Consider the following 23,300-nt stretch of genomic DNA (forward strand, 5'->3'; position numbering starts at 1 on the left):
GCCGCGGACGCCCGGCACGACGCCGACGCCCGGCACGACGCCGACGCGGCCCGCGCCTGACCCGACCGGCCGCCGTGCACGGCGTCCCGCCGCGCACGGACCTCGCACCACGGACGACGGCCGACCGCCCCCAACGTCCCCGAGCCCGTCCCCCCCGACCGAGGAGAACGCCGGATGACCGACCTGCCCCTGGTGCCCGCCCCGCTGAGCGCGACGACGTCGGACGGCCCGGGCTACGTGCTCGGCCCCCGCACGCGCGTCGTCGCCGGCCCGCACCCCGAGGTCGCGTCGACCGTCGCGCACCGCCTGTCCCGGCTCGCCGGCTTCGCGGTCCCCGTCACGGCGAACGGCGCCGACGAGCCCGACACCGTCGTCCTGCGGCTCGTCGACGGCGCCGCGGCGCTGGGCCTGCCGGACGCGGAGCTCAGCCCCGAGCGCGCGGCCGGCGCGTACCGGGTCGAGGTCACCGAGCGCCGGGTCACGCTCAGCGCGCTCGCGGTCGACGGCCTGCTGCATGCGGCGACGGTCCTCGAGCAGCTCGCGCAGCGGGACGGTGCGCCGGACACCGACACGGACTCGGACGCCGCGCCCGGCACCGACGCCGGCGCTGGACCCGGTGCCGAACCGGCCGACGCGCCGGGGTCCGTGCGCCTGCCCGCGGTCGTCGTCGTCGACGCCCCGCGCTTCGGCTGGCGCGGGCTCAGCGTCGACGTCGCCCGGCACTTCTTCGGCCCCGAGGTGCTGCGCACGGTCGTCGACGTCATGGCGAGCCTGCGCCTCAACGTGCTGCACCTGCACCTGACGGACGACCAGGGCTGGCGCCTCGACGTGCCGTCGCGCCCGCAGCTCGTGGACGTCTCGAGCAAGACCGCGGTCGGCGACGACCCAGGCGGGTACTACTCGGTCGACGACCTCGCCGAGCTCACCGCCTACGCGCGTGCCCGCGGCATCACCGTCGTCCCCGAGATCGACCTGCCCGGGCACGTCAACGCCGCGCTGCACGCGCTCGGCGAGCTCACGCCGTCCGGCGAGCCGACCGACCCGTACACCGGCATCGAGGTCGGCTTCAGCCGCCTGCACGCCGACCTCCCGACGACCGAGCCGTTCCTGCGCGACGTCCTGACCGACGTGGCCGCCATGACACCCGGCCCGTACCTGCACATCGGCGGCGACGAGGTGCACACGATGGAGCGCGAGGAGTACGCGCGGCTCGTCGAGACCGCGGCGCGCATCGTCGAGGGCACGGGCAGGACGGTCGTCGGCTGGCAGGAGGTCGCGAAGGCGACGTTGACGCCGGGGACGGTCGTGCAGCTGTGGGACGAGCGCGACGGCGCGGAGCTCGTCCGCCCGGCGATCGAGGCCGGCGCGCTGCTGCTGCTCTCGCCCGCGAGCAAGGTCTACCTCGACCTGAAGTACGACGCGCGCACGCCGATCGGCCTCGAGTGGGCCGGCCACGTCGAGCTGCGCGACTCCTACGACTGGGACCCGCTCGCGGTCGTCCCCGGCGTCCCGGAGAGCAGCGTCGTCGGCGTCGAGGCCGCGATCTGGACGGAGACGGTCCGCACACCCGACGACCTGTTCTTCCTGCTCCTGCCGAGGCTCGCGGCCGTCGCCGAGGTCGCGTGGACGCCGGGTGACCGCCGCTCGTGGGAGGACTTCGGTCGGCGCGTCCGGCACCTCGCCCGGACCTGGGACCGCGCAGGCCTCCGCTGGTACCGCTCGCCGCAGATCCCATGGTGAGGGCGCCGTCCTGAGAGGCGGAAACGGACAGGTCTCCCTAGGCTCGGCTCCTCGGGAGACGTCCGCTCCCCCCAGCAGACGGAGGACCGCACATGAAGAACAAGGCAGTGTTCCTTGTCGGCGCAGGCGTCGGGTACGTGCTCGGCACGCGCGCCGGTCGCCAGCAGTTCGAGGTCATCAAGGCCAAGGCGAACCACCTCTGGAACGACCCGCGCGTGCAGTCCAAGGTGAGCACGATCGAGTCGCAGGCGACGCAGTTCGCCAAGGAGCAGGGCTCGACGCTCGTGGACAAGGCGGCGACCGCGGTCAAGGGTGCCGTCGCGAGCACGGGCCTCACCGGGTCCAAGGGCAACGACACGTCCACGGGCACCGACACGTCGAAGGACGACGTCACCTACTCGGCCGACTCGCCCTCGGGCACGCAGTGGGCCGGCGACGTGTCGGGCACGGTCGGGACGACCGGCGGCGACATCAGGTCGAGCGACGAGTTCGCGACGCCCGACTCGCGCGGCACCAACGACGAGCCGACGCGCGGGTACTGACGCACCACCGCCGCCCACGCGGCCCGACGAGGCGCCCGGTCACGTGACCGGGCGCCTCGTCGTCTGCCCGGGCACGAGGCGCTGCGTCACGCCGACCGGCGCAGGCCCCCGACGACCTCCGGCAGGTCGAGCAGCGGTGTCGGCACCACGCCGTGGCCCGACGCCCACGCGACCTCGCCGACCCAGCGCTCGACGGCCTCCTCGCCCAGCAGGGCGTCGAGCAGCAGGAACGTGATCTGCCCCTGGGCGTCGTCGGGCAGCGACGCGAACTCGGGGTGGCTGACCTGCACGTGCACCTTGCCGCCCTCGACGACGGTCACGACGGTCGCGGACGCGAGGTCGACGGTGCGGTGCTCGTCGAGTCCGATCGCGACACCGGACGGGTCGGCCACCGGGCGACGGAGGTCGGCGTACTCGAACGCGTCGTCGGCGGCGGGTGCCGCGTCGAGCCACCGTCGTGCGACGTCGCGCAGGTCCGGGTTCCCGGCCGCGGTGACGACGAGGACGTGGCGGGCCGTGCGCCCGGCGCCCGTCTCGAACGACAGCTCGGGATCGACGGCGTTGATGCGTTCGGCGAGGACGGGGCCGAGCCGTCGGACCGCCTCGCCGTCCTCGCTGTCGAACGTCGCGGCGGCCTGTGCGCGACCCTCCGCGACCCACCACGCCCAGAAGGCGGCGATCCCGTCGTCCTGACGCGCGCGGACCTGCTCGGGGGACGGACGGCGCCGGAAGAAGCCCATGGCCGTGCAGGCTAGCGGCGCGGGCCGACCCCCCGGGACTGTTCGCGCGACGGTTCCCCCTGGAGGGTGCCGCCGCCGGGCGTGGGCGCCTCGGACCGCGACCCGTCGGTCCCACCGGGCGCGCCGGCCGCGCCGGAGCCTGGCCTCGCCTCCCTCGGCGCGGTCGCGTCGACCGGCTCGTCGCTGCAGCGCCACCACGCCTCCGGGCCGTCGACGTGGAGCAGGTACTCGGGGACGTCCCGCCCGTCGGGCCGGGTGAGCCGGGTCACGGCGCGGACCCGGTCGTGCGCGGCCTCCCACTCGGCGCTGACCCCGTCGTCGAGCGCGTCCGCGAGCCGCGCCTCCTCCGCGAGGAGCGGGGCGAGGGCGTCGAACCCGGGAGCCGGCTCGACGCGTGCGCGCAGCCAGGGGAAGTCCGCCTCGGTCACGTGCAGCGCGGCGACGACGCGGTCGCCGTGGTGCAGCTGCCAGACCTCGTCGTGCGGACCCATGCCGTCAGGGTAGGTCGGCCGTCCCGAGAGGGCAGGGTGGGCGCGCGGCGCCCCGCAACGACCTCCCGGACGCACGGGTCGGGCGTCGCAGGCAGTGCCGGGCGACCGGCACGGGTGGTGTCAGGCGCGCGCGGGCGCGTCCAGCCCGAGCCCGCGCAGGGCTGCGTCCGCGACCTCCTCGGGCGGGACGTCGACCGTGAGGCTCACGCCGTCCTCGTGCTCGGCGAGGGGCTCGAGCGTGCCGAACTGCGACGGCAGCAGCGACGGCGGCATGAAGTGCCCGCTGCGGGTCTCGAGCCGGCCGCCGATAAGCTCCGGGGCGGCCACGAGGTGCACGAAGCGCACGCGCCCGTCGGCCTCGCGGAGCACGTCGCGGTAGACCTCCTTGAGCGCGGAGCAGGTGATGACGGTCGAGCGGCCCGCCGCGGCCTGGTCGCTGAGCCAGTCGCGCATGATCCGCAGCCAGGGCCAGCGGTCCTCGTCGACGAGCGGGGTGCCGGCGGCCATCTTCGCGACGTTCGCCTCGGGGTGGTGGTCGTCCGCCTCGGCGAACGGCCAGCCCAGGCGCTCCGCGAGGAGGCGCGCGACGGTCGTCTTCCCCGATCCGGAGACCCCCATGACCACGAGGTGCTGGATCTCACTCATGCGTGCGCGCTCCTTGACGTCGTCGTCTGCTCTGGCGTCATCCTCGCACCCGCAGCCGGTTCATGAAAGATGATACCAATGTACGTGTCGGGCGTGCACGGTACTCTCTCGCCGGGCCGCGAGGGCTCACCGGCCCGGGACCTTCCCCCGGCCGGCACCGTGCGAAGGGGCAGGTGAGCGAGGGTGGGCGCCGAGGTGCTGCACAGCTCGGTGCTCGACGCCCTGGGCCAGGAGATCACCGGCGGCGTCATCCAGCCGGGCGCGATCATCACCCTCGACCGGATCCAGAAGCGGTTCGGCGTCTCCCGCACGGTCGCGCGCGAGACCATGCGCCTCCTGGAGTCGATGCAGCTCGTCACCTCCAAGCGGCGCGTCGGGCTCGTCGTCCGGCCCGTCGTCGAGTGGGACGTCTTCGACCCCCGCGTCATCCGCTGGCGCCTGCAGGGCAGCGAGCGCGAGGCCCAGCTGCGCTCCCTGACCGAGCTGCGCGCCGCCGTCGAGCCGCTCGCCGCCGGCGCCGCGGCCCGCTACGCGACCGACGGGGACCGCGCACGGATCGTCGACCTCGCGGCCCGGATGCGCGCGCACGGCGAGGACGGCGCACGCGAGGTGTTCCTCGACCTCGACGTCGAGTTCCACGGCCTGCTGCTGCGCGCGAGCCGCAACGAGATGTTCGCCGCGCTGACGGGCGTCGTGACCGAGGTGCTCGCCGGGCGGACCCGGCACGGGCTCATGCCGGACATCGTCCGTCCCGAGGCGCTCGAGGCCCACGAGGCGGTCGCGCGCGCCGTGCACGACGGCGACGCGACGGAGGCCGAGCGGGCCATGACCGCGATCATGGCCGAGGTCCGCGACGCGCTCAGCGTGCTCGACGACCTCCCGGGCTGAGCCCGCGGCCGGGCCCGCCGCTCAGTCCCGCGCGAGCAGCACGTCCAGCGCCTCGCGCACGAGCCGCTCCGCGGTCGCCCGGTGCGGCGCGAGCCAGTCGCCCGTGTACGCGCGCGGCGCGATCTCGACGACGAGCACCAGGCTGAGGTACAGCCGGTACAGCCGCAGCCGCGTCCGTCCCGCGACGGTGTCCAGCGGGAACGTGCCGCCCCCCTCCGCGTAGCCGGCGAGCAGCGTGGGCGGGGCCGTCCGCGCGCCCATCTGGTCCGCGCCGATCAGCTCGTACAGCGGGTCGCCCCACAGCGAGCGCTCGGTGTCGATGACGCCGACGAGCTCCCCGGTCGCGGGCTCGACGAACAGGTTCCCCGCCCAGAGGTCGCCGTGCACGAGCACGGGCGTCGTGACCTCGGCGAGCGCGTCGGTGTGCCGGGCCAGCGCGGCGCGGACCTCCGCGTCGGGCACCGGCGTCCCCCAGCGGGCCGCGTCGTCGAGCAGCGCGCCGAGCATGAGGCCGAACGCCTCGGGCCACGTGGGCGCCGTCAGCCCGGACCCGGCGTTGAGGTACCCGAAGCGCTCCCCGGTCACGGTGTGCAGCCGGGCCATGAACGCGCCGAGCTCGTGGTCGATGCGTGCGCCCACCGCAGCCGGGGGCTCGCCGAGGTCGACGAGCGGGACGCCGTCGAGGTGGCTCACGACGACGACGTCGCTCGGCAGCACCGTGCGGGAGAAGTCCGTGAGCAGCACGCGGGGCATGAGCAGGTCGGGCCGGTCCGCGGCGAGCCCGTACACCTCGGCCTCGGTCCGCACGAGGTCGTGCTCGTACCGCAGCAGGCGGTCGGTCCCGGTCGGCGCGGTCTTCACGACCACGCGGGTGCCGTCGGTCAGCGTGACGCGGTACGTCGTCGCGAACGTGCCCCCGGTGAGGAGCTGCACGTCGGCCGGCACCCCGAGCGGCGCGAGCACGCGCCCGAGGTCACGGAGGGTCTGCGGGGGGACGGCGTCGTCGCGCACGTCGGCGGTCTCGTCGAGCACCCGCCGACCCTAGCGAGCCGCCCGGCCGCGGCGGGTGCGTTCCTCGGGGTGGGCGCAGGCCCGGCGGACCTCCGCGGGCGCAGGAGCCCTGGGACGGCGACGGCCCCGGACCGTGGGGGTCCGGGGCCGTCGCCGTCCTGCGGGTGCTACGCGTGCCGTCCGCGGCGCCGGCGGGTCAGCCCGACCAGCACGCCGCCCGCGGCGAGCAGCAGCGACGCGAGCGTCGCGAGCAGCCCGGCCTCCGCGCCGGTCGCGGCGAGCGGGCCCGAGGCCGTGCCGCCGCCGGGCGTCGTGACCGGCGCCGGGGCGGTCGGGACCGGGGCCACCGGGGTGACGGGCGCCGGTGCGGACGGGACCGTGCCCTCGACGTCGAGCGTGACCGTGGCGGTCGACGTGCCGCCCTGGCCGTCGCTCAGCGTGTACGTGAAGCTCACGGTGCCGGTGTACCCGGGCTCCGGGGTGTACACGACCTCGTCGCCGACGATCGCCACCGACCCGTGCACGGGCTGCGTGACCGAGACGAGCGTCAGCGTGCCGCCGTCGGGGTCGGTGTCGTTGCCGAGGACGTCGATGCGCACGTCGGCGTCGCCACGGACGGCTCCCGAGTCGGGCGTCGCGGTCGGGGCGGCCGGGCTGACCGTCACCGTGACCGTCGCGCTCTGCCGGGCCGTGCCGTCGGTGACCTCGTAGGTGAAGGTCACCTCACCGCTGAACCCGGCGGGCGGCGTGTACGTGAGGACGTCGCCGACCACCGTGACCGAGCCGCGCGTCGCGCCGCCCGCGTCGACGGGCGCCGAGACGCTGCCGGGCACGAGCACCAGGGTGTCGCCGTCCGCGTCCGTGTCGTTCGCCACGGGACGGACCTCGACCGCGGTGCCGTACGGCGTCGTCGCGGAGTCGTCGACCGCGACCGGGGCCGCGTTGTCGACCGCGACCGTCAGGGTCCCGGTGTCGGTGCCGCCCGCACCGTCGGAGACGGTGTAGGTGACGGTGACCGTCCCGGCGAACCCGGGAGCCGGCGTGACGGTCACCGTGTTGTCGCGGCTGTTCACAGCGACGGTCGCGCCGTGGTCCGCGACCGCGCCCGTGACCGTCAGGGTCTGGCCGGTGCCGGGGATGTTCGCGTCGGTGTCGTTGGCCAGGACCGCGACGCCGGCCGCCGGGGTGCCGGACCGGGTCGTGGCGGTGTCGTCGACCGCGACCGGGGCTGCGTTCTCGACCGTGACCGTCAGGGTCCCGGTGTCGGTGCCGCCCGCGCCGTCGGAGACGGTGTACACGGCGGTGACCGTCCCGGCGAAGCCGGGCGCCGGCGTGACCGTGACGGTCCCGCCGTCGACCGTGGCGGTAGCGCCGTTGTTCGCCGTCACGCCCGTGACCGTCAGGGTCTGGGTGGTGCCGGGGATGTTCGGGTCGGTGTCGCCCGTGAGCACGTCGACCGTGACCGGGGTCCCGGTCGGCGTGGTGGCCGTCTCGTCGTCCGCCACCGGGGCCGCGTTGGCGACCGTGACCGTGACGGTCGCGGTGTCCGTGAGCGAGCCGTCGCCGGCCGTGTAGGTGAACGTGTCGGTACCGGCGTAGCCGGGCGCCGGCGTGTAGCGCACCCGGCCGTCCACGAGCTCGACGACGCCGTGCGCCGGCGGCGTCACCGCGGTGATCGTGAGCGCGGTGCCGTTGGCGTCCGTGTCGTTCGCGAGCACGTCGATGTCGACCACCGTCCCGGTCGCCGCAGGTGCGACGTCGTCGACGGCGACCGGTGCGGCGTTGGCGACCGAGACCGTGACGGTCGAGACCGAGGTCGCACCGCTGGGGTCGGTCACGGTGTAGCCGAACGTGACCGTCCCGCTGAAGCCGGCCGGCGGGGTGTAGCGGACCTGGCCGTCCTCGACCTGGACCGTCCCGCGCGTGGTGCCGCCGGCGTCGACCGGGGTCGTGAGCGAGCCCGGCACGAGCGTCAGGGTGTCGCCGTTCGCGTCGGTGTCGTTCGCCAGCACGTCGACGAGCACGGAGGTGTTCGTCGGGGTGTCGACCGGGCCATCCGGCACCGCGGTCGGCAGCGCGTTGTCGACCGTGACGGTCAGGGTGCCCGTGGCGGTGCCGCCCGCGCCGTCGGAGACGGTGTAGCTGACGACGACGGTCCCGGCGAACCGTGCGGCCGGGGTCACGGTCAGCGTGCTGCCCCCGTTCACCACCACGGTCGCGCCGTTGTTCGCGGTCGCACCCGTGACCGTGAGGGTCTGGGTGGTGCCGGGGATGTTCGGGTCGGTGTCGTTGGCGAGGACCGCGATGCCGGTCGCCGGGGTGCCGGTCGTGGTGCCGACGGCGTCCGGGTGGGCGACGGGGGCGGCGTTCGCGACCGTGACGGTGACCGTCGCGGTGTCCGTGAGCGTCCCGTCGGAGACGGTGTACTCGAACGTGTCGGTGCCCGCCCAGCCGGTCGCCGGGGTGTACCGGACGCGGCCGTCCGGCAGCCGGACCGCAGTGCCGTGATCGGGCGGCGTGACCGTCGTGACGGTGAGCGCGTCGGCGTTCGGGTCGGTGTCGCCGTCGAGGACGTCGACGTCGACCGCGGTGCCCGTCGTGGTCGTGGCCGTGTCGTCGACCGCGACCGGGGCGCCGTTCACCGTGATCTGCACGGTCGCCGGTGCGCTCGTCGCGCCCTGGGAGTCGGTCACGCGGTACTGGAAGGAGTCCGGCCCGGTGTAGCCGGCGGCGGGCGCGTACGTGCCCGTCCCGCCGGCGTTCAGCGTCACGGTGCCGTGGCTGGGGGCCGTCACGAGCGCGACCGTGAGCACGTCACCCTCGGCGTCCGTGTCGTTCGTGCCGACCGCGAGCGCGACGCTCGCGCCGGCCGCGACCGTGTAGGTGTCGTCGTTCGCCACGGGCGCGTTGTTCGTCACCGTGAGGTGGACGGTCGCCGTGTCGGAGCCGCCGCGCGGGTCCTCGACGACGTACGTGAACGAGTCCGTCCCGCGGAAGCCGGCGGGCGGGGTGTACCGGACCTCGCCGTCCACGAGCGCGACGGTGCCGCCGCGCGTGCTGGTGGGGCTCACGGAGCGCACCGCGAGGGTGTCGCCGTTGGCGTCGGTGTCGTTGGCGAGCACCGCGACCGCGGTCGTCGTCGAGGCGAGGACGCTGGGCGCGTCGTCGACCGCGTCGGGTGCCGTGTTGACGACCTCGACCTGCACGACGGCGGTCGCACGGTTCCCGGCGGTGTCCTGGATCGTGTAGGTGAACACGTCACGCCCGGCGAAGTCGTCGCGCGGCGCGTAGGTGACCGTGCCGTCCGGGGCGACGGTCAGCTCGCCGCCCGCGGCGTCGGTCACGCCGACGACGCGCAGCGCGTCCCCGTCGGGGTCCGAGTCGCCGGCGAGCACGTCGACGTCGAGCGTGCGCGCGCCCGGGGCCGGGGTCAGGGACACGATGTGCGAGGAGGCGGTCGGCGGGGCGTTGCCCGCGACGGGGTCGGTGACGACGGGGCTCAGCACCGCGTTCGTGGCCGACGAGGACGACGCGTCGGTCGTGTGCCCGCGGTACGTGAGCGCGGCCGCGTTCACGAGGCGCTGGCCGTTGGTCGCGTCCGCGCCGACCCGGACCCGGAACGTGACGAGGTGCTGCGCCGTCCCGGTCGACATCGGGATGGACCCGCCCAGCGCCGGCGTCGCGCCCGCACCGAGGTACGCGAGCACGTGGCCCTGGCCGAGCGCGCCCGCGGGCACGTACTGCGCGAGGTCGTCGCCCGCGGCGTCGGTGAGCGGCACGCCGTCGACCGTGATGGAGCCGGGGACGTAGGACGTGCCGGTGGGGATCGCGTCGAAGAACCGGCTGACCGAGGCGGTGTCGAGCCCGATGTTCTCGACGGGGACCGTGTACGTGAGGGTGTCGCCCAGCAGGACCTGGCCGCCGTCGTCGTCGACCACGGTCTTGGTGCCCAGCAGCTTGGGGTCGTACAGCTCGGTCGAGAACGTCACGACGCCCGGGAAGTACTGCTCGCTCGACGTCGTGAGCGAGATGCGGGCGCTCGTGGCGCTGTTCGGCAGGACGCCGTTGGCGCTGAACAGGTCGGCGTCGAAGCCGAGCTGGTTCGCGTACGCCGGGGCGCGCGTCGTCACCTGCGCGCCGCGGTCGCTGATCGAGGAGTTGAAGACGTTGTTCGAGGGGTTGAGCGCGTTCGAGATGGGGGTGCTGTTGAGCGTGAACGTGTCACCGGTGAGGCCCATGTCGCCCTCGTAGGACACGGCGCCGACCGTCGTGCGGACGGGGCCGCTCGGCGGCGTGAGGAACCCGCTGACGGTGAACGTCGGGAGCGGGTCGCCGTTCGCGACCGACGCGAGACCGGTGAAGACCGTGAGGTTGCGCGCCGGGGCGGACGGGTCGGCGACGGCCACGACGAGCGACCAGCCCGCGTAGTTGTTGTCGACCCGCGCGGCGGACTGCACGTTCCCGAGGGTGTACGTCCCGCTGCCCGCGGCGGCGACGACGTCCGTGACGTCGAGCCACGACTGGTAGGCGGTGCCCCACCCGTCGCTCGGGGCGACCGCGACGTCCGCCGTGCGGGCGGTCACGGTGGTGGGCGTCCCGCCGGGGACGGTGAGGACCGCCTGCCCGCGGAGCACCGGGTTGTTGCCGACGGTCGCGGTGCCGCGCGTGCGCCCGCCCCAGACGAGCGCCGCGAACAGGACGCCGCCCCCGGCCGGGAGCGTGAGCGTCGCGGACGACGAGTTGACCGTCGCGGCGTTCGCGTCCACGTCGACGTACTGCATCGTGTAGTCGTTGTTGCTGTAGTTGCCGCTCGTCGCCCCGCGCGCCGCGGCGCACGTGCCCGCACCTGTCGACCCGCTCGTGGTGCTGCACGTCATGAGCGTGTTCGCCGCGACGAGGATCTCGCCGTTGGTGTTCGCGGAGAACACCGGCGTGAAGTCGCGGATCGGCGCGGCCTGCGCCGGTGAGGCGCCGCCGAGCACGGTCAGCGGCGCGAGCACGAGGCTCATCACCACGACGGCGACCCGGGAGCGACGCACGAGGCGGCGCTGCGGGGCGGGGGAGGTGCCGGTCAGGGCAGCCCGGAGGCGGACGAACATGAAGGATCTCCACTCAGCACGACGGTCGACATGCACGTATCGACCGCTTCGCCCGGGTGGCTTGAGCCGCTCGCGGGCTCGCTCGTCCCGGTGACGTCCGGCGCTCCGGCGGCGGCGGGGCCGCGGGCGGGCGCTACGACGCGCTGACCTGCACAGATGCCACACGAGTGGTCGGGAATCGCGCTCCGTCGGGACGCCCCAGGGGCGGTGTGTGCTCCGTCACACGGCGTCCGGGAGGGGGACGGGTGCACCCGTTCGGCGCAGCCGTGCGCCGGCCTGCGTGAACGCGTCAGCCCGTGGCGTCCTCGCGCGTGCGCGCGGCGTCGTCGACGCCGGTGCCGAGGTCCGCGGTGCCCGCCCGCAGCGTGCGCAGCGAGACCGCGGTCGCCAGCACCATGAGGCCCGCGCCGCCGACGACGACGAGGAACCCGCCGTGCGAGCCGCTCGCGTCGATCGCGAGCCCCGCGAGCGACGCGCCGGCGGACACGCCCACCCCGAGCGTCGTCCCGACGATCGTCAGGCCCTCGGTGATCCGCTCGCGCGCGACGAAGTGCTGCACGAGCCCGTTGCCGTTGATGATCGTCGGCGCGATCGCGAAGCCCGCGACGAACATGACGACGGCCAGGACCGTCATCGAGGTCACGAGCACGAACAGCGACGCCCCGATGCCGAGCGCGACCATGCCGAGCGCGAACCGCTTCCACAGCGGCATGACCCAGTGCCGCGCGCCGTAGAGCAGCCCCGAGATCAGGGAGCCCGCGGCGAACACCGCGAGCACGACGCCCGCGAGGTCGGGGCGCCCGTGCTCCTCGGCGAACGCGACCGTCGAGACGTCGGTCGCGCCGAAGACGGTGCCCATGCCGACGAACACGATCGCCAGCACGACCATGCCGCCCGAGCGCAGCACCGAGCGGGTGCGCGGTGCGCCGACGACGGGCGGGTTGGGCGGCGGCTCGGACGCGCGCAGGCCGAGGAACCAGTAGCCGCCGACGAGCATCCCGGCGACCGCGACGACGAGCGCCGCGGTGGGCGTGACGCCGGCCGCGAGGGTCGTGGCGAGCACGGGCCCGACGATGAAGACGAGCTCGTCGGCCGCGGACTCGAGCGAGTACGCCGAGTGCAGCTCCCGCGGCGAGCGGACGAGGTGGTTCCAGCGGGCGCGGACGAAGGCGCCGAACGAGCCGATCGTGGCGCCCGCGACGATCGCCGTCGCGTACAGCCAGGGCGTCGGGGCGTGCACGGCCGCGGCGACGGTCAGCCCGACGAGCCCGACCGACGCGACGGCGATCGCCGGGCGCATGACGCGCGCCTGGCCGTGGCCGTCGACGAGGCGAGCGAGGCGCGGGGAGCAGAGCGCCTGGGTCAGGACGTAGACGGCCGAGACGCGACCGGCGAGCGCGTACGAGTCGTACAGCGCCTCGACCAGCAGGACGATGCCGATCCCGGCCATCGACATGGGGAGGCGTGCGAGCAGACCCGACGCGGAGAACGCCAGTGCGCCCGGCCGCGACAGGATGTCACGGTAGGGGCGGAGCACCGTCCCAGTGTCGCACCGGGGTCCGACGCCGCCCGACGAGAATCCGACCATGTGGTCGGCGTCACGGCGGGCGGCGGCACGGGCGGCCCGCCGACCGCCGGGGACGCCACCCAGCGCGGCTGCGTCGCGGTCGGCTGCCCCGAGGTGCGGTCTCGCACCGGTGAACCCTTTCGCGCCCCCCGAAGCCCCGCCGCGCCCCTACCGTGCTCACCACCTGACACGTGGGGAGCTCGACGATGAGACGGACCCGGCTCGGACTGACCGCCGCCGCGGCGCTGGCCGCCCTCCTGCTGACGCCCGGCGCCGCCTGGGCCGGCGACGTCCAGCGCGAGGAGTTCCGGCGCACCCCCGCCGCCCCGTGGCAGGTGCGCGGCTTCGGCGGTGACCCGGTCGTCTCGACCCGGGGCGGCGCGACCACGATCGGCGAGCAGACGCTCGTCATGCTGCTGGACTACGCCGACCCCGCGGAGTGGACCGGCTCGGCCAACCGCCTGACGGGCTGGGACGTCGACTTCCGCATGCGGCTGGGCGCGGACACGACGAAGGGCTGCCTCGACGAGCAGACCGGGACGCCGGCGACGCTCCTGTGGGTGGGCGACCAGACCGACCTCGTGCAGCTCGGGTTCGGCGCGGGCGAGCTGTGCCTGATCTACCCGTACGAGGACCGCGAGGTCGTCCCGCTCAGCACGCACCGCTGGCACCGGTACCACCTCGAGGCCCGCGGCCAGCACCTGCGCCTGACCGTCGACGGCCGCACCGTGCTCGACCGGACGCTCACCGGGCGCGGCGCGGGCACCGTCGCCCTCGGCTTCGAGACCTACCAGGGCAGCTCGACCTGGGACTACCTCCGCTACGACACCGCGCCGGGGCGCCCCTGCACGCTCCGCGGTACCGACGGCGCCGACGTGCTCACGGGCACGCCCGGTGCGGACGTCGTCTGCGCGGGTGCCGGCGACGACCGCGTGTCCGGCCTCGGCGGCGACGACGTGCTGCTCGGCGGCGAGGGCGACGACGTGCTGCTCGGCGGCGACGGCCACGACCTGCTGCAGGGCGGCTGGGGAGCCGACGTCCTCGACAGCGGCGCCGACAGCGGCCGCGCGGAGGGCGGGCAGGGCGACGACCGGTTCGTCACGGGCGCGGAGCCGGACGGCGCGCACCAGCTGCTCGGCGGCCGCGGGTGGGACGTCGCCGACTACGGCGCGCGCACGGGAGCCGTCACGGTGAGCCTCGACGGGGTCGGCGGCGACGGGGCGCCCGGTGAGGGCGACGCGGTCGGGGTCCCGGCACCGTGGAACGCGTCGCCCGACCTCGAGGAGGTCGTCGGCGGGCACGGCGACGACCTGCTGACCGGCGTGCGCTGGGACGAGACGCTCGTCGGCGGGCCGGGTGCCGACCTGCTGCGCGGCGCCGGCGGGACGGACACGCTGCGCGGGGTCGACGGCGTCGAGGGCAACGACCGGCTCGACGGCGGTGACGGCCACGACACGTGCACCGCCGACCCGCTCGACACCCTGGGCTCGTGCAACGACCCCGACCCGCGCCCGACCTTCCCGATGCCGACCCCGTCGCCGTCCGGCTCCCCGTACCCGGTGCCGCCGGGCTCGTCGGCGCCGGCCGCGCCCGTCGAGCCGCGCGGGCTGCGGCCCACGGTGGCGTCGTCGCCCGACGGGCGGTAGACGTCGGGCGGGGCAGCGCGCCGGCGCCCGAGGTGAGGCGCTGCGCGGGCCGGGGTCAGCGGTGAGGCGCTGCGCGGGCCGGGGGCGGCGGGACCACCCCCGCGGGCCCCGGCGGCGCCCGCACGCCCGGCGCTGCCCTCATCGCGGACGCCGACCGCGGCCGTGCGGTCCGCCGGGTTGACTGACGCGATGGCGACCGCCGAGCCCCCGACGCCCAGCACCCCGGGCCCCGTCCCCGTGAGCCCGGACGCGCCCGGACCCACCGCCCGGGCCGGGGCCGTGCCCGCCGCCCGCGGTCCGGCACCGGGGCCCTCCGCCCCCGGGGACGCCTCGGCCCGCCGCTCGCTCCTGCGCGACACCTCGGTCTCGGCGGTCGTCGCGGGCTTCGTCGCCGTCCTCGTCTCCTACACCGGGCCGTTCCTCATCGTGCTGCAGGCCGCGGACGGCGCCGGGCTCAGCGTCGCCGAGACGACGTCGTGGGTCTGGGCGATCTCGTTCGGCAGCGGCCTCACGTGCCTCGTGCTGAGCTGGGCGACGCGGCAGCCGGTGATCACCGCGTGGTCGACCCCCGGCGCGGCGCTGCTCGTGACCACGCTCGGCGGCTACCGGTTCTCGGACGTCATCGGCGCGTACCTCGTCGCGGGCGTCGTCGCGACGGTGCTGGGCTTCTCGGGGCTGTTCGGCCGGCTGCTCACGCTCGTGCCGCGGCAGGTCCTCTCGGCGATGCTCGCGGGCGTCCTGCTGCCGTTCGTGCTGGCCGCGGCGCTCGCGGTCGGCGCGTCGCCGCTCGTCGCCGGCGGGCTCGTCGCCGCGTTCCTCGTCGGGCGCCGCGTCGCACCGCGGTACGCCGTGCTCGGCGGCCTCGTCGTCGGGGTCCTCCTCGCGGTCCTCACAGGCGAGCTCGGCAACCCGCACGTGACGCTGCGCATCGACGGCCCGCACCTCACCGCGCCGACGTTCGACCTCGGCGCGGTCGTCGGCATCGGGCTGCCGCTGCTCGTCGTCACGATGGCCTCGCAGAACGCGCCCGGGCTCACGGTGCTCCGCAACGACGGCTACGACCCCGACGACCGGCTCCTCGTCGGCTCGACCGCGGCGGTCTGGACGGTGCTCGCGCCGTTCGGGGCGCACGGCATCAACCTCGCCGCGATCACCGCGGCCATCTGCACGGGCCGGGAGGCGCACCACGACCCGCACCGGCGCTACGTCGCGGGTGTCTGGTGCGGCGTCTTCTACCTCGCGCTGAGCCTCGTGAGCAGCGGGCTCGTCGCGCTGTTCGTCGCGATCCCGGGCGACCTCGTCGCGGCGCTCGCGGGGGTCGCGCTGCTGGGGGCGCTGCTCGGGGCGACCAAGGACGCGTTCTCGGGTGACGGGCCGACGTCGGAGGCGGCGCTCGTGACCCTCGCGGTGACCGCCTCGGGCCTGACCGTGCTGACCGTGGCCTCCCCGTTCTGGGGGCTCGTCGCGGGCGGGTTCGCGTACGTCGTGCTGACGCTGGGCCGCCGGGCACGGGCCGACCTGCGCGGGCCGGCGGCCGCGGGTCGCCAGCCGTGGCGCGCGGCGGCCGCGCGACGCAAGATCGTCCGCATGAGCACCCTCACCCCGGACGACCTGACCTACTCCGACGTCCCGAAGGAGAGCCGTTTCGAGGCGCGCACCGCGCAGGACGCGCTCGTCGGGCTCGTCGGCTACCAGCGCCGTGGCGGCGCGCTCGTCCTCACGCACACCGAGGTCGAGGACGCGGCGGCCGGGCACGGCGTCGGGTCGAGCCTCGCCCGGTTCGCCCTCGACCAGGCGCGCAGCGAGGGCGTGCCGGTCGTGCCGCTGTGCCCGTTCGTGCGCGAGTACGTCGAGCGGCACCCCGAGTACGCGGACCTCGTGCAGGAGCCCCCGCACCGCGAGGGCTGACGACCCGCCCGCACCCTGGGCTCCCGACCCGCCCCGCTCGGCGGGCACCGCCCGACCCGCCCGCGCGCCCTGCACCGCCGAGTCCTCGGCGCGCCCCGGCCGGACACCGCGACGCCCCGGCCACCACCCCGCCGTCGGGCGGGAGCGACCGGGGCGCCGGGGCGCGCGGCTCAGCCCAGGGCGTCCGACACGACGTCCTTCGCCGCGACCTGCACCTCGGCGAGGTGCTCGGGGCTGCGGAACGACTCGGCGTAGATCTTGTAGACGTTCTCCGTGCCCGACGGGCGCGCGGCGAACCACGCGTTCTCGGTCGTCACCTTGAGCCCGCCGATCGACGCGCCGTTGCCGGGCGCCGCGGTCAGCCGCGCGGTGATGTCCTCGCCCGCGAGCGACGTCGCGGTGACCTGCTCGGGCGAGAGCTTGCCGAGCGTGGCCTTCTGCTCGAGCGTGGCGGGCGCGTCGACCCGCGCGTACCAGGACTCGCCGTGCTCGGCGACGAGCTCCGCGTGGTGCTGCGACGGGGACTTCCCGGTCGTGGCGAGGATCTCCGAGGCGAGCAGCGCGAGGATGAGCCCGTCCTTGTCGGTCGTCCACACGCGCCCGTCGTGCCGCAGGAACGAGGCGCCCGCGGACTCCTCGCCGCCGAAGCCGACCGACCCGTCGAGCAGGCCCGGCACGAACCACTTGAAGCCCACCGGGACCTCGAGCAGGCGCCGGCCGAGCGACGCGGCGACCCGGTCGATCAGCGACGACGACACGAGCGTCTTGCCGATCGCCGCGTCGGGGTTCCAGCCGGGGCGCGCACCCGAGTAGAGGTACCGGATCGCGACGGCGAGGTAGTGGTTCGGGTTCATCAGCCCGGCGTCGGGGGTCACGATGCCGTGCCGGTCGGAGTCCGCGTCGTTGCCGGTCGCGATGTCGAACGGCGCCGTGCCCGCGTCCGAGGCGGTCATCCGGTTGACGAGCGAGGCCATCGCGTACGGCGACGAGCAGTCCATGCGGATCTTGCCGTCCCAGTCGAGCGTCATGAACGACCACTGCGGGTCGACGCGCGGGTTCACGACCGTGAGGTCGAGCCCGTACCGCTCGCCGATCGCGCCCCAGTACTCGACGGCCGCGCCGCCGAGCGGGTCCGCGCCGATCCGGACGCCCGCCGAGCGGATCGCGTCGAGGTCGAGCACGTTCGCGAGGTCGTCGACGTACGCCGCCATGAAGTCGTGCGTGTGCGTCGTGTCGGCCTTGAGCGCGCGCTCGAGCGGCGTGCGGGCGACCTGGCCGACGCCGGTGCGCAGGATCTCGTTGGCGCGCGCCGCGATCCAGCCCGTCGCGTCCGAGTCGGCCGGCCCGCCGTGCGGGGGGTTGTACTTGAAGCCGCCGTCGCGCGGCGGGTTGTGCGACGGGGTCACGACGATGCCGTCCGCGAGCCCCGTGCCCTGCGACGAGCCGCCGTTGCCCGTGCGCACGCCCTCCGAGCTCGTCGCGCCGTTGTGCAGCAGGATCGCGTGCGAGACCGCCGGGGTCGGCGTGAACGAGTCACGCGCGTCGACGTAGACCTGGACGCCCGCGGCGGCGAGCACCTCGACGGCGCTCTCCCACGCCGGACGGGACAGCGCGTGCGTGTCGCGACCGATGAACAGCGGGCCGTCGGTGCCCTGCGAGCGGCGGTACTCGACGATCGCCGCGGTGGTCGCGACGATGTGCGCCTCGTTGAACGCGCCGTCGAGGCTCGACCCGCGGTGCCCGCTCGTGCCGAACACCACCTGCTGCGCGGGGTCGTCGAGGTCGGGCACGCGGTCGTAGTACGCGCTCAGCAGCGCGTCGACGTCGACGAGGTCGGAGGTCTGGGCCGGGGTTCCTGCGCGGGGATCCATGCCCCGATCCTGCCACCGGGTGAAGTGCCCGGCACAGGGGCGCTCGACGCCCGCGAGGCGGCCCGTCCGCGCGCCCGGGGAGGGCGCTCGTGGACGCGCGTCCGAGTTGCGCGCACCGGTGTCGGCGCGTGTCGTGGAGGCATGGACATCCAGTGGCGCAGCAAGCACGGCGAGACGGTGGACGACCGGGGGCAGGACCGGGTCGAGGAGGCGCTCGAGCAGTCGCTCGCCCGCTTCGGCGACCGGGTCGTGACGGTCGAGGTGCACGTGGCGGACGAGGCGTCGGGCAGCTCCGACGGCAACGACCACCGGTGCACGCTCGACGCCCAGGTCGCCGGGCACAAGAACCTGTCGGTGACCAACCACGGCTCCTCGGCGGAGGAGGCGTGCATGGGTGCGGTGCAGAAGCTCGTGCACCTGCTCACGAGCCGCCTCGGCAAGGAGGCGGACCGGCGCCAGGGGAGCGAGTCGATCCGGCACCTGCCGGTCGAGGAGGGGCTGGTCTGACCGCGCCCCGGTGACGGGGCGCGGCTCGCGTCCGACGGCCGTGCGCCCGGCGTCCGACCGCGGTGCGCCCGGCGTCCGACCGCGGTGCGCCCGGCGTCCGACCGCGGTGCGGCCGGCGACCGACTGCCGTGCCCGGTGACCGACCGCCGTGCGGCCGGCCCGGTCGCGCGTCGGTAGGCTCGCGCCATGGCCTCTGCATCCGTCCCGTTCGTGCTGCGCCCGTTCGAGGGGCTCCCCGGTGAGCCCGACTGGGTCGCGCTCAAGGAGGTCGTCCCCGCGGCGACCGCGACCGCCCGCACGACCGCCGAGCACGGCTCGCGCGAGGTGCTCGTCACGACCGTCCTGCCGATGGGCTGGCCCGCGCTGCACCGCGCGGACGGCGTCATCCTGCTCGCGCTGCAGACCACGAGCGGCTCGGGCGACGCGAGCCGCGACCTCGCCGCCCACCTGCTCGCCGCGATCGAGGTCGAGCCCGGCACCGCGGTCCAGCCGGGCGCCCTGCCCGGCCCGGGCCCGCGGCTGCAGGACGTGCTCGACCTGAGCGTCCCCTTCGAGGTCACCGTGCAGCCGAGCTTCTCCTACTGGCTCGCGCCGGGCACCGAGATGACGACCGACCTCCAGGGCGCGATCGAGGAGGCCGACGCCGGGATCGTCGAGACGGTCCGGCTCGCGTCCGTCGACTCGGCGTACTGGGCGCGTCTCGGCTCGCGCGAGTTCCTGCGCTGGGCCCAGCCGCACGACGAGCAGCAGGTCCTCGACGCGCTCGCCCGGCTGCACGCGCGCCGCGAGTCCGGGTTCGACGACGCGAAGTTCGTCGGCTACTTCCGTTCGAGCGGGCTCGTCGTCCCCGTCTGGGAGCTCGCGCGCGGCACGGAGGCCGAGGAGCTCGAGAAGCCCGTCGCCGAGTTCGCGCCCCGCTTCGAGGCCGCGCTCGCCGACACCGCGCCGCTCGACGCGAACGCCCGCCGCGCCCGCGCCGGGCTCGTCGCCCGCCAGGTCACGCTGCGCTGACCAGCAGGTCCGCACCCCGGCGTGTGCCGCCCGGCCGTCCGCCCGCCCCGCGCGGGTGATTCGGCGGCGCGGGCGGCACACCCTGCGGCGGCTCGCTAGGCTGACGCCCGTGACCGGGACGCGCGGGGAAGCCGCTGACGACGAGGCGCCCGTGACGACTCCCCACGGGGAGAGGAGCGGCTCCGGCGGCGTCGCCGGTGACCTGCCGAGCAGCGGCTCCACGAGGACGGCGACCCAGCGCGCTGCGACGTCCGTCGGGTCCGCGGGCGGCACCGGCGCGGCGCGCACCTCCGCCGACGGCGAGCCGTCCCGCAGCACCGCTCCCCGCCGCGGTCCCCGGACGGGCGAGCCGCTCACGAGCCCCACCACGAAGGTCCCCGGGGCGCGCTCGCGCCAGCGGGTCGCGGTCGTCATCCCGGCCAAGGACGAGGCTCGCCGCATCGCCGCGACGGTCCGTTCGGCGCGCGCCATCCCGCACGTCGACCTCGTGCTCGTCGTCGACGACGGCTCCGAGGACAACACCCAGCACGTCGCGCGCGAGGCCGGCGCGGTCGTCGTGCGCCACTCGCACAACCGGGGCAAGGCCGCCGCGATGGAGACGGGGGCCGCCGTCGTGGCGATGCGCGACGCCCCGGACCGCCCGCCGCGCCTCCTGCTCTTCATCGACGGCGACCTCGGTGACACCGCGGTCAACACGGCGCCGCTCGTCCCGCCGGTGCTCGAGCGCTCGGCGGACTTCTCGATCGCGCTGCTGCCGCCCCAGCCCGGTGCGGGCGGGCGCGGCATCGTCGTCGGCGCCGCGCGCCGGGCGATCGCGGCCATGACCGGCTGGACGCCGACCCAGCCGCTGTCCGGGATGCGCTGCCTCACGCGCGAGGCGTTCGAGGCCGCGACGCCGCTCGCGCGCGGGTGGGGCGTCGAGACGGGCATGACGATCGACCTGCTGCGGCAGGGCTTCGTCGCGGTCGAGGTCCCGTGCGACCTGCGGCACCGCCCCTCGGGCACCGACCTCAAGGGTCAGCTGCACCGGGCCGCGCAGTACCGGGACGTCCAGCTCGCCGTGAACGCCCGCCGCGTGCGGCGGGCCGCGGGCGCCGTGCGCTCGACCGTCAACCCCGGGCCGCGGCCCCCTCGGACGCACCGCTGAGGTCGTCCGGGCCGTCGGCCCGGCTCGTGCCGGCGGGCGTGACGACCGAGGTCCCGTCGCCGCGCGCGCCGGCGTCGTCCGCCCCGGAGCCGTCGCCGTCGGGCGGACCGGCCGGGCCCTCCGGCGCCCCCGGCGTCAGCGTGAGCATCCAGCTCGCGCACGCCGCCACGAGCAGCGGCACGGCGAGCGCGCCGCCCATCGCCGGGATGAGCACGCCCGAGTCGTTGAGCGCGAAGCCGATCCCGAGCGTCACGGCGAGCGCGACGAGCCCGGGCCGCAGCATCGGGGCGTCGGTCCCGAGCCGGGTCAGCGGCGCCCCGGACGACAGCCAGCCGTAGGCGCCGCCGTCCGGTGCCCCGACCGCGGTGCGCACGGGCCGGCCGAGCACGAGCAGGAGCAGCAGGAGCCCGCCGGCCGCGAGCAGCGTGAGCTCGCTCCCGACGAGGTTGTCGAGGTTCTGCTGCAGCTTGCGGGTCACGACGGGCAGGAGCCCGCCGTCGAGCACGGTCGCGACGAACCGCCCGAGGTGCGTGCGGTCGTCGGGGGGACGCAGCCAGTCGAGCACCGCGAACGACGTGACCGTGAGCGCGCCGGCGGCGAGCACCGCGAGGGAGCGCCACCAGGTGAGCCGGACGCCGGCCGCGAGGAGCGCGAGCACCGCGAACCCGGGCACGAGCGCCGGCGGGCCGCCGAAGTCCGCGCCGATGCTGGGCAGGCCGTCGAGCACGGTCGCCACGACCCCCACCGCGGCGACGACCGCAGCGGCGAGGCGGCGGCGCCCGCGTGCGACGAGCGGGTTGGTGATCGCGACCGTCAGCAGGATGCTCGCTGCGGCGAACAGCGAGAACGCGGTGTTGTTGAACCCGTAGAACCGGCCCGCGACCTGCGGCAGGACGCCCATCGGCGCGGCGAGCTGCAGCCGGGCGCCCGTCGCGACGTCGATCGTGAGGACAAGCGCGGTGACCGCGGAGACGACGCCGAGCGGCCCCAGCGGCCAGCGGCCCCAGCGCGGCAGCAGCGCAAGGGCGGTGAGGACCGTGATCCACGCGACGACGAGCCCGCCGAGCGCGTAGGACGGGGTGCTCGCGCGCCACCACGGCGACAGGTTCGCGAGGAACGTCGCGACCGGGTACGTGGCGACCGCGACCCCGGCGAGGCGCAGCTGGCGCAGGACCGTGGCGGGGCGGGTCGTCGCGGCGACGAGCCGGCGGCCGCGGCCGGGCCAGTGCCGGGCGACCGTGCGGCGCAGCCAGTCGAGCACGCGCCCGTTGAGCCCGACGGACACGAGCGCGTAGAGGACGAGGTTGATGCCGACGAGCACGAGGTACACCTGCCCCGTGAGCGGGAGCGTCGCGAGCGCGTGACGGTTGGCGTCGATCAGCGCGGCGACGCGCTCGCTCGCGAGCGTGAGCCCGCCGGTGGTGAGGATCGGTGCCCCGACGACGACGCCGCTCGGCGCGACGTCGCTCAGCCCGAGCCCGGTGAGCAGCGTCGGCGTCACGTCGGTCGTCTGCACGTACCCGGCCTGGCGGGTCGAGCCGGAGACGAGGAACGTGTCGGCGTAGCGGCCGTCGCCGGTCACGACGGGCCCGGTCGCCGCGGCGAGCTGCAGCGTCGCCTTGCGCCGGGAGTCCGCGAGCGAGACGACGAGGACGGTCGCGTCGGTGCGCGAGTCGTCGACGGCATCGAGCACCGCGCGCACGCGGGCGTCGATCGCCTGCGCCTGCTCCCCGCGGGTCGGCTCGGTGACGGCGTCGGTGCCGTGCACCTCGTCGAGCGACGGGTCCACGCCCGCACCGTCCGGACCGTCGGCACCGTCGGCACCGTCGAGGGCGGGGTCGCTCGCGGGCCGGGACCGCGTGGCGTAGCCGGGGTCGCGCACCGACCCGACGTCCACGACGAGCAGGTCCGCGGTCTCGAGCGCGGTCTCGGCGCGGCGCTCGAGGTCGTCCGGGTCGACGGGGGAGGCGAGGTGCTCGCCGACGGGCACGCCGTCGGACCCCGCGAGCGCGATCGCCGCGCCGGGTCCGATGCCGACGGCCTGGGCGCCGCCCTTCACCAGGGTGTCGCCGAGCATCCCGAGCTGCGCGTCGTACGACTCGAGCTCGGCCGACTCGAGGTAGTCCTCCCAGCCGGGGACGGCCGCCCCCGGCAGGGGCTCGCGCAGGCGCCGGCACGTGCCGTCCTCGACGAGCAGGTCGCCGGCGCGGTTGCCCGCGGACACCGCGAGCCAGCCGTCCGCCGGGCACGCCGACGTGCGGATGCTGCGCACCGCGACCGTCCCGACGGCACCCTCGCGCGAGAGGGTCCAGAGCGCGGGGGTCGTGAGCGAGCCGAGGTCGTCCCAGCGGAGCCCGGTCGTCCCGACCAGGACGACGGGGGGTGCGTCCTCGGGGACGGCTGCGGGCGCGTTCCGCGGGGCCGCCGCGGCTGCGCCCGCCCGGGCCTCGGCGGGAGTGCCCGCCCGGACCTCGGCAGGTGCCTGCG

The 23,300-nt window shown here is 75.8% G+C and carries 16 protein-coding genes; 8 read left to right on the top strand and 8 right to left on the bottom strand.

The window, feature by feature from the left end:
- Positions 1 to 174: 174 nt before the first annotated feature.
- Positions 175 to 1,740 (top strand): beta-N-acetylhexosaminidase, encoded by a 1,566-nt coding sequence (locus tag AB6N24_RS16575; protein ID WP_412870487.1) that lies wholly within the window; start codon positions 175 to 177, stop codon positions 1,738 to 1,740.
- Positions 1,741 to 1,832: 92 nt separating this feature from the next.
- Entirely contained in the window at positions 1,833 to 2,282 is a 450-nt protein-coding gene (locus tag AB6N24_RS16580; protein ID WP_412870488.1) for a hypothetical protein, read from the top strand.
- Between the two features lie 86 nt (positions 2,283 to 2,368).
- Here the strand turns inward: AB6N24_RS16580 and AB6N24_RS16585 are convergent, their stop codons facing one another.
- The 3 genes from AB6N24_RS16585 to AB6N24_RS16595 all read right to left on the bottom strand — a co-directional run bounded on the left by AB6N24_RS16585 (position 2,369) and on the right by AB6N24_RS16595 (position 4,158).
- Entirely contained in the window at positions 2,369 to 3,022 is a 654-nt protein-coding gene (locus AB6N24_RS16585) for a hypothetical protein (protein ID WP_412870489.1), read from the bottom strand.
- A gap of 11 nt (positions 3,023 to 3,033) precedes the next feature.
- A complete protein-coding gene (locus AB6N24_RS16590; protein WP_412870490.1) occupies positions 3,034 to 3,513 on the bottom strand; it encodes a hypothetical protein in 480 nt (159 codons plus the stop codon).
- A 120-nt stretch (positions 3,514 to 3,633) separates the two neighbouring features.
- The gene (locus AB6N24_RS16595; protein ID WP_412870491.1) at positions 3,634 to 4,158 is read right to left on the bottom strand and encodes a gluconokinase; all 525 of its coding nucleotides are present in this window, start codon (positions 4,156 to 4,158) and stop codon (positions 3,634 to 3,636) included.
- A gap of 183 nt (positions 4,159 to 4,341) precedes the next feature.
- Between AB6N24_RS16595 and AB6N24_RS16600 the strand changes: the two genes are divergently transcribed.
- Positions 4,342 to 5,046 (top strand): FadR/GntR family transcriptional regulator, encoded by a 705-nt coding sequence (locus AB6N24_RS16600; RefSeq protein ID WP_412870492.1) that lies wholly within the window; start codon positions 4,342 to 4,344, stop codon positions 5,044 to 5,046.
- A 21-nt stretch (positions 5,047 to 5,067) separates the two neighbouring features.
- On the opposite strand, the gene AB6N24_RS16605 is transcribed toward AB6N24_RS16600, so the two are convergent.
- The 3 genes from AB6N24_RS16605 to AB6N24_RS16615 all read right to left on the bottom strand — a co-directional run bounded on the left by AB6N24_RS16605 (position 5,068) and on the right by AB6N24_RS16615 (position 12,693).
- Positions 5,068 to 6,078, bottom strand: coding sequence for a phosphotransferase family protein (locus tag AB6N24_RS16605; RefSeq protein WP_412870493.1), 1,011 nt, complete (start codon positions 6,076 to 6,078; stop codon positions 5,068 to 5,070).
- Between the two features lie 146 nt (positions 6,079 to 6,224).
- On the bottom strand, positions 6,225 to 11,156 hold the full coding sequence (locus tag AB6N24_RS16610) for a beta strand repeat-containing protein (protein ID WP_412870494.1): 4,932 nt from the start codon (positions 11,154 to 11,156) through the stop codon (positions 6,225 to 6,227).
- A gap of 289 nt (positions 11,157 to 11,445) precedes the next feature.
- Positions 11,446 to 12,693: an MFS transporter gene (locus AB6N24_RS16615; RefSeq protein WP_412870495.1), complete on the bottom strand. Its 1,248-nt coding sequence runs from the start codon at positions 12,691 to 12,693 to the stop codon at positions 11,446 to 11,448.
- A gap of 236 nt (positions 12,694 to 12,929) precedes the next feature.
- Here AB6N24_RS16615 and AB6N24_RS16620 point away from each other — a divergent pair, with 236 nt between their 5' ends.
- Complete coding sequence (locus AB6N24_RS16620; RefSeq protein ID WP_412870496.1) at positions 12,930 to 14,369, top strand: calcium-binding protein; 1,440 nt, start codon at positions 12,930 to 12,932, stop codon at positions 14,367 to 14,369.
- Positions 14,370 to 14,558: 189 nt separating this feature from the next.
- Positions 14,559 to 16,277: a benzoate/H(+) symporter BenE family transporter gene (locus AB6N24_RS16625; protein WP_412870497.1), complete on the top strand. Its 1,719-nt coding sequence runs from the start codon at positions 14,559 to 14,561 to the stop codon at positions 16,275 to 16,277.
- A gap of 170 nt (positions 16,278 to 16,447) precedes the next feature.
- Here the strand turns inward: AB6N24_RS16625 and pgm are convergent, their stop codons facing one another.
- A complete protein-coding gene (pgm, locus tag AB6N24_RS16630; protein WP_412870498.1) occupies positions 16,448 to 18,148 on the bottom strand; it encodes a phosphoglucomutase (alpha-D-glucose-1,6-bisphosphate-dependent) in 1,701 nt (566 codons plus the stop codon).
- 141 nt (positions 18,149 to 18,289) lie between these two features.
- Between pgm and AB6N24_RS16635 the strand changes: the two genes are divergently transcribed.
- The 3 genes from AB6N24_RS16635 to AB6N24_RS16645 all read left to right on the top strand — a co-directional run bounded on the left by AB6N24_RS16635 (position 18,290) and on the right by AB6N24_RS16645 (position 20,813).
- Positions 18,290 to 18,655 (top strand): hypothetical protein, encoded by a 366-nt coding sequence (locus tag AB6N24_RS16635; protein ID WP_412870499.1) that lies wholly within the window; start codon positions 18,290 to 18,292, stop codon positions 18,653 to 18,655.
- A 186-nt stretch (positions 18,656 to 18,841) separates the two neighbouring features.
- On the top strand, positions 18,842 to 19,666 hold the full coding sequence (locus tag AB6N24_RS16640; protein ID WP_412870500.1) for a DUF5926 family protein: 825 nt from the start codon (positions 18,842 to 18,844) through the stop codon (positions 19,664 to 19,666).
- A 151-nt stretch (positions 19,667 to 19,817) separates the two neighbouring features.
- Complete coding sequence (locus tag AB6N24_RS16645) at positions 19,818 to 20,813, top strand: glycosyltransferase family 2 protein (RefSeq protein ID WP_412870501.1); 996 nt, start codon at positions 19,818 to 19,820, stop codon at positions 20,811 to 20,813.
- Here the strand turns inward: AB6N24_RS16645 and AB6N24_RS16650 are convergent.
- Positions 20,776 to 23,300: hypothetical protein (locus tag AB6N24_RS16650; RefSeq protein ID WP_412870502.1), on the bottom strand; the 2,525-nt coding region annotated here is incomplete at its 5' end. The two genes, AB6N24_RS16645 and AB6N24_RS16650, sit on opposite strands and share 38 nt — an antisense overlap.

Origin of the sequence: Cellulomonas jepli (assembly GCF_047229345.1) — a bacterium.
Taxonomy (GTDB): domain Bacteria; phylum Actinomycetota; class Actinomycetes; order Actinomycetales; family Cellulomonadaceae; genus Cellulomonas_A.

Excerpts from the sequence above, each read along its gene's own strand:
- AB6N24_RS16575 (WP_412870487.1), top strand. The coding sequence starts at position 175 with ATGACCGACCTGCCCCTGGTGCCCGCCCCGCTGAGCGCGACGACGTCG.
- AB6N24_RS16580 (WP_412870488.1), top strand. The coding sequence starts at position 1,833 with ATGAAGAACAAGGCAGTGTTCCTTGTCGGCGCAGGCGTCGGGTACGTG.
- AB6N24_RS16585 (WP_412870489.1), bottom strand. The coding sequence starts at position 3,022 with ATGGGCTTCTTCCGGCGCCGTCCGTCCCCCGAGCAGGTCCGCGCGCGT.
- AB6N24_RS16590 (WP_412870490.1), bottom strand. The coding sequence starts at position 3,513 with ATGGGTCCGCACGACGAGGTCTGGCAGCTGCACCACGGCGACCGCGTC.
- AB6N24_RS16595 (WP_412870491.1), bottom strand. The coding sequence starts at position 4,158 with ATGAGTGAGATCCAGCACCTCGTGGTCATGGGGGTCTCCGGATCGGGG.
- AB6N24_RS16610 (WP_412870494.1), bottom strand. The coding sequence starts at position 11,156 with ATGTTCGTCCGCCTCCGGGCTGCCCTGACCGGCACCTCCCCCGCCCCG.
- AB6N24_RS16620 (WP_412870496.1), top strand. The coding sequence starts at position 12,930 with ATGAGACGGACCCGGCTCGGACTGACCGCCGCCGCGGCGCTGGCCGCC.
- AB6N24_RS16625 (WP_412870497.1), top strand. The coding sequence starts at position 14,559 with ATGGCGACCGCCGAGCCCCCGACGCCCAGCACCCCGGGCCCCGTCCCC.
- pgm (WP_412870498.1), bottom strand. The coding sequence starts at position 18,148 with ATGGATCCCCGCGCAGGAACCCCGGCCCAGACCTCCGACCTCGTCGAC.
- AB6N24_RS16635 (WP_412870499.1), top strand. The coding sequence starts at position 18,290 with ATGGACATCCAGTGGCGCAGCAAGCACGGCGAGACGGTGGACGACCGG.
- AB6N24_RS16640 (WP_412870500.1), top strand. The coding sequence starts at position 18,842 with ATGGCCTCTGCATCCGTCCCGTTCGTGCTGCGCCCGTTCGAGGGGCTC.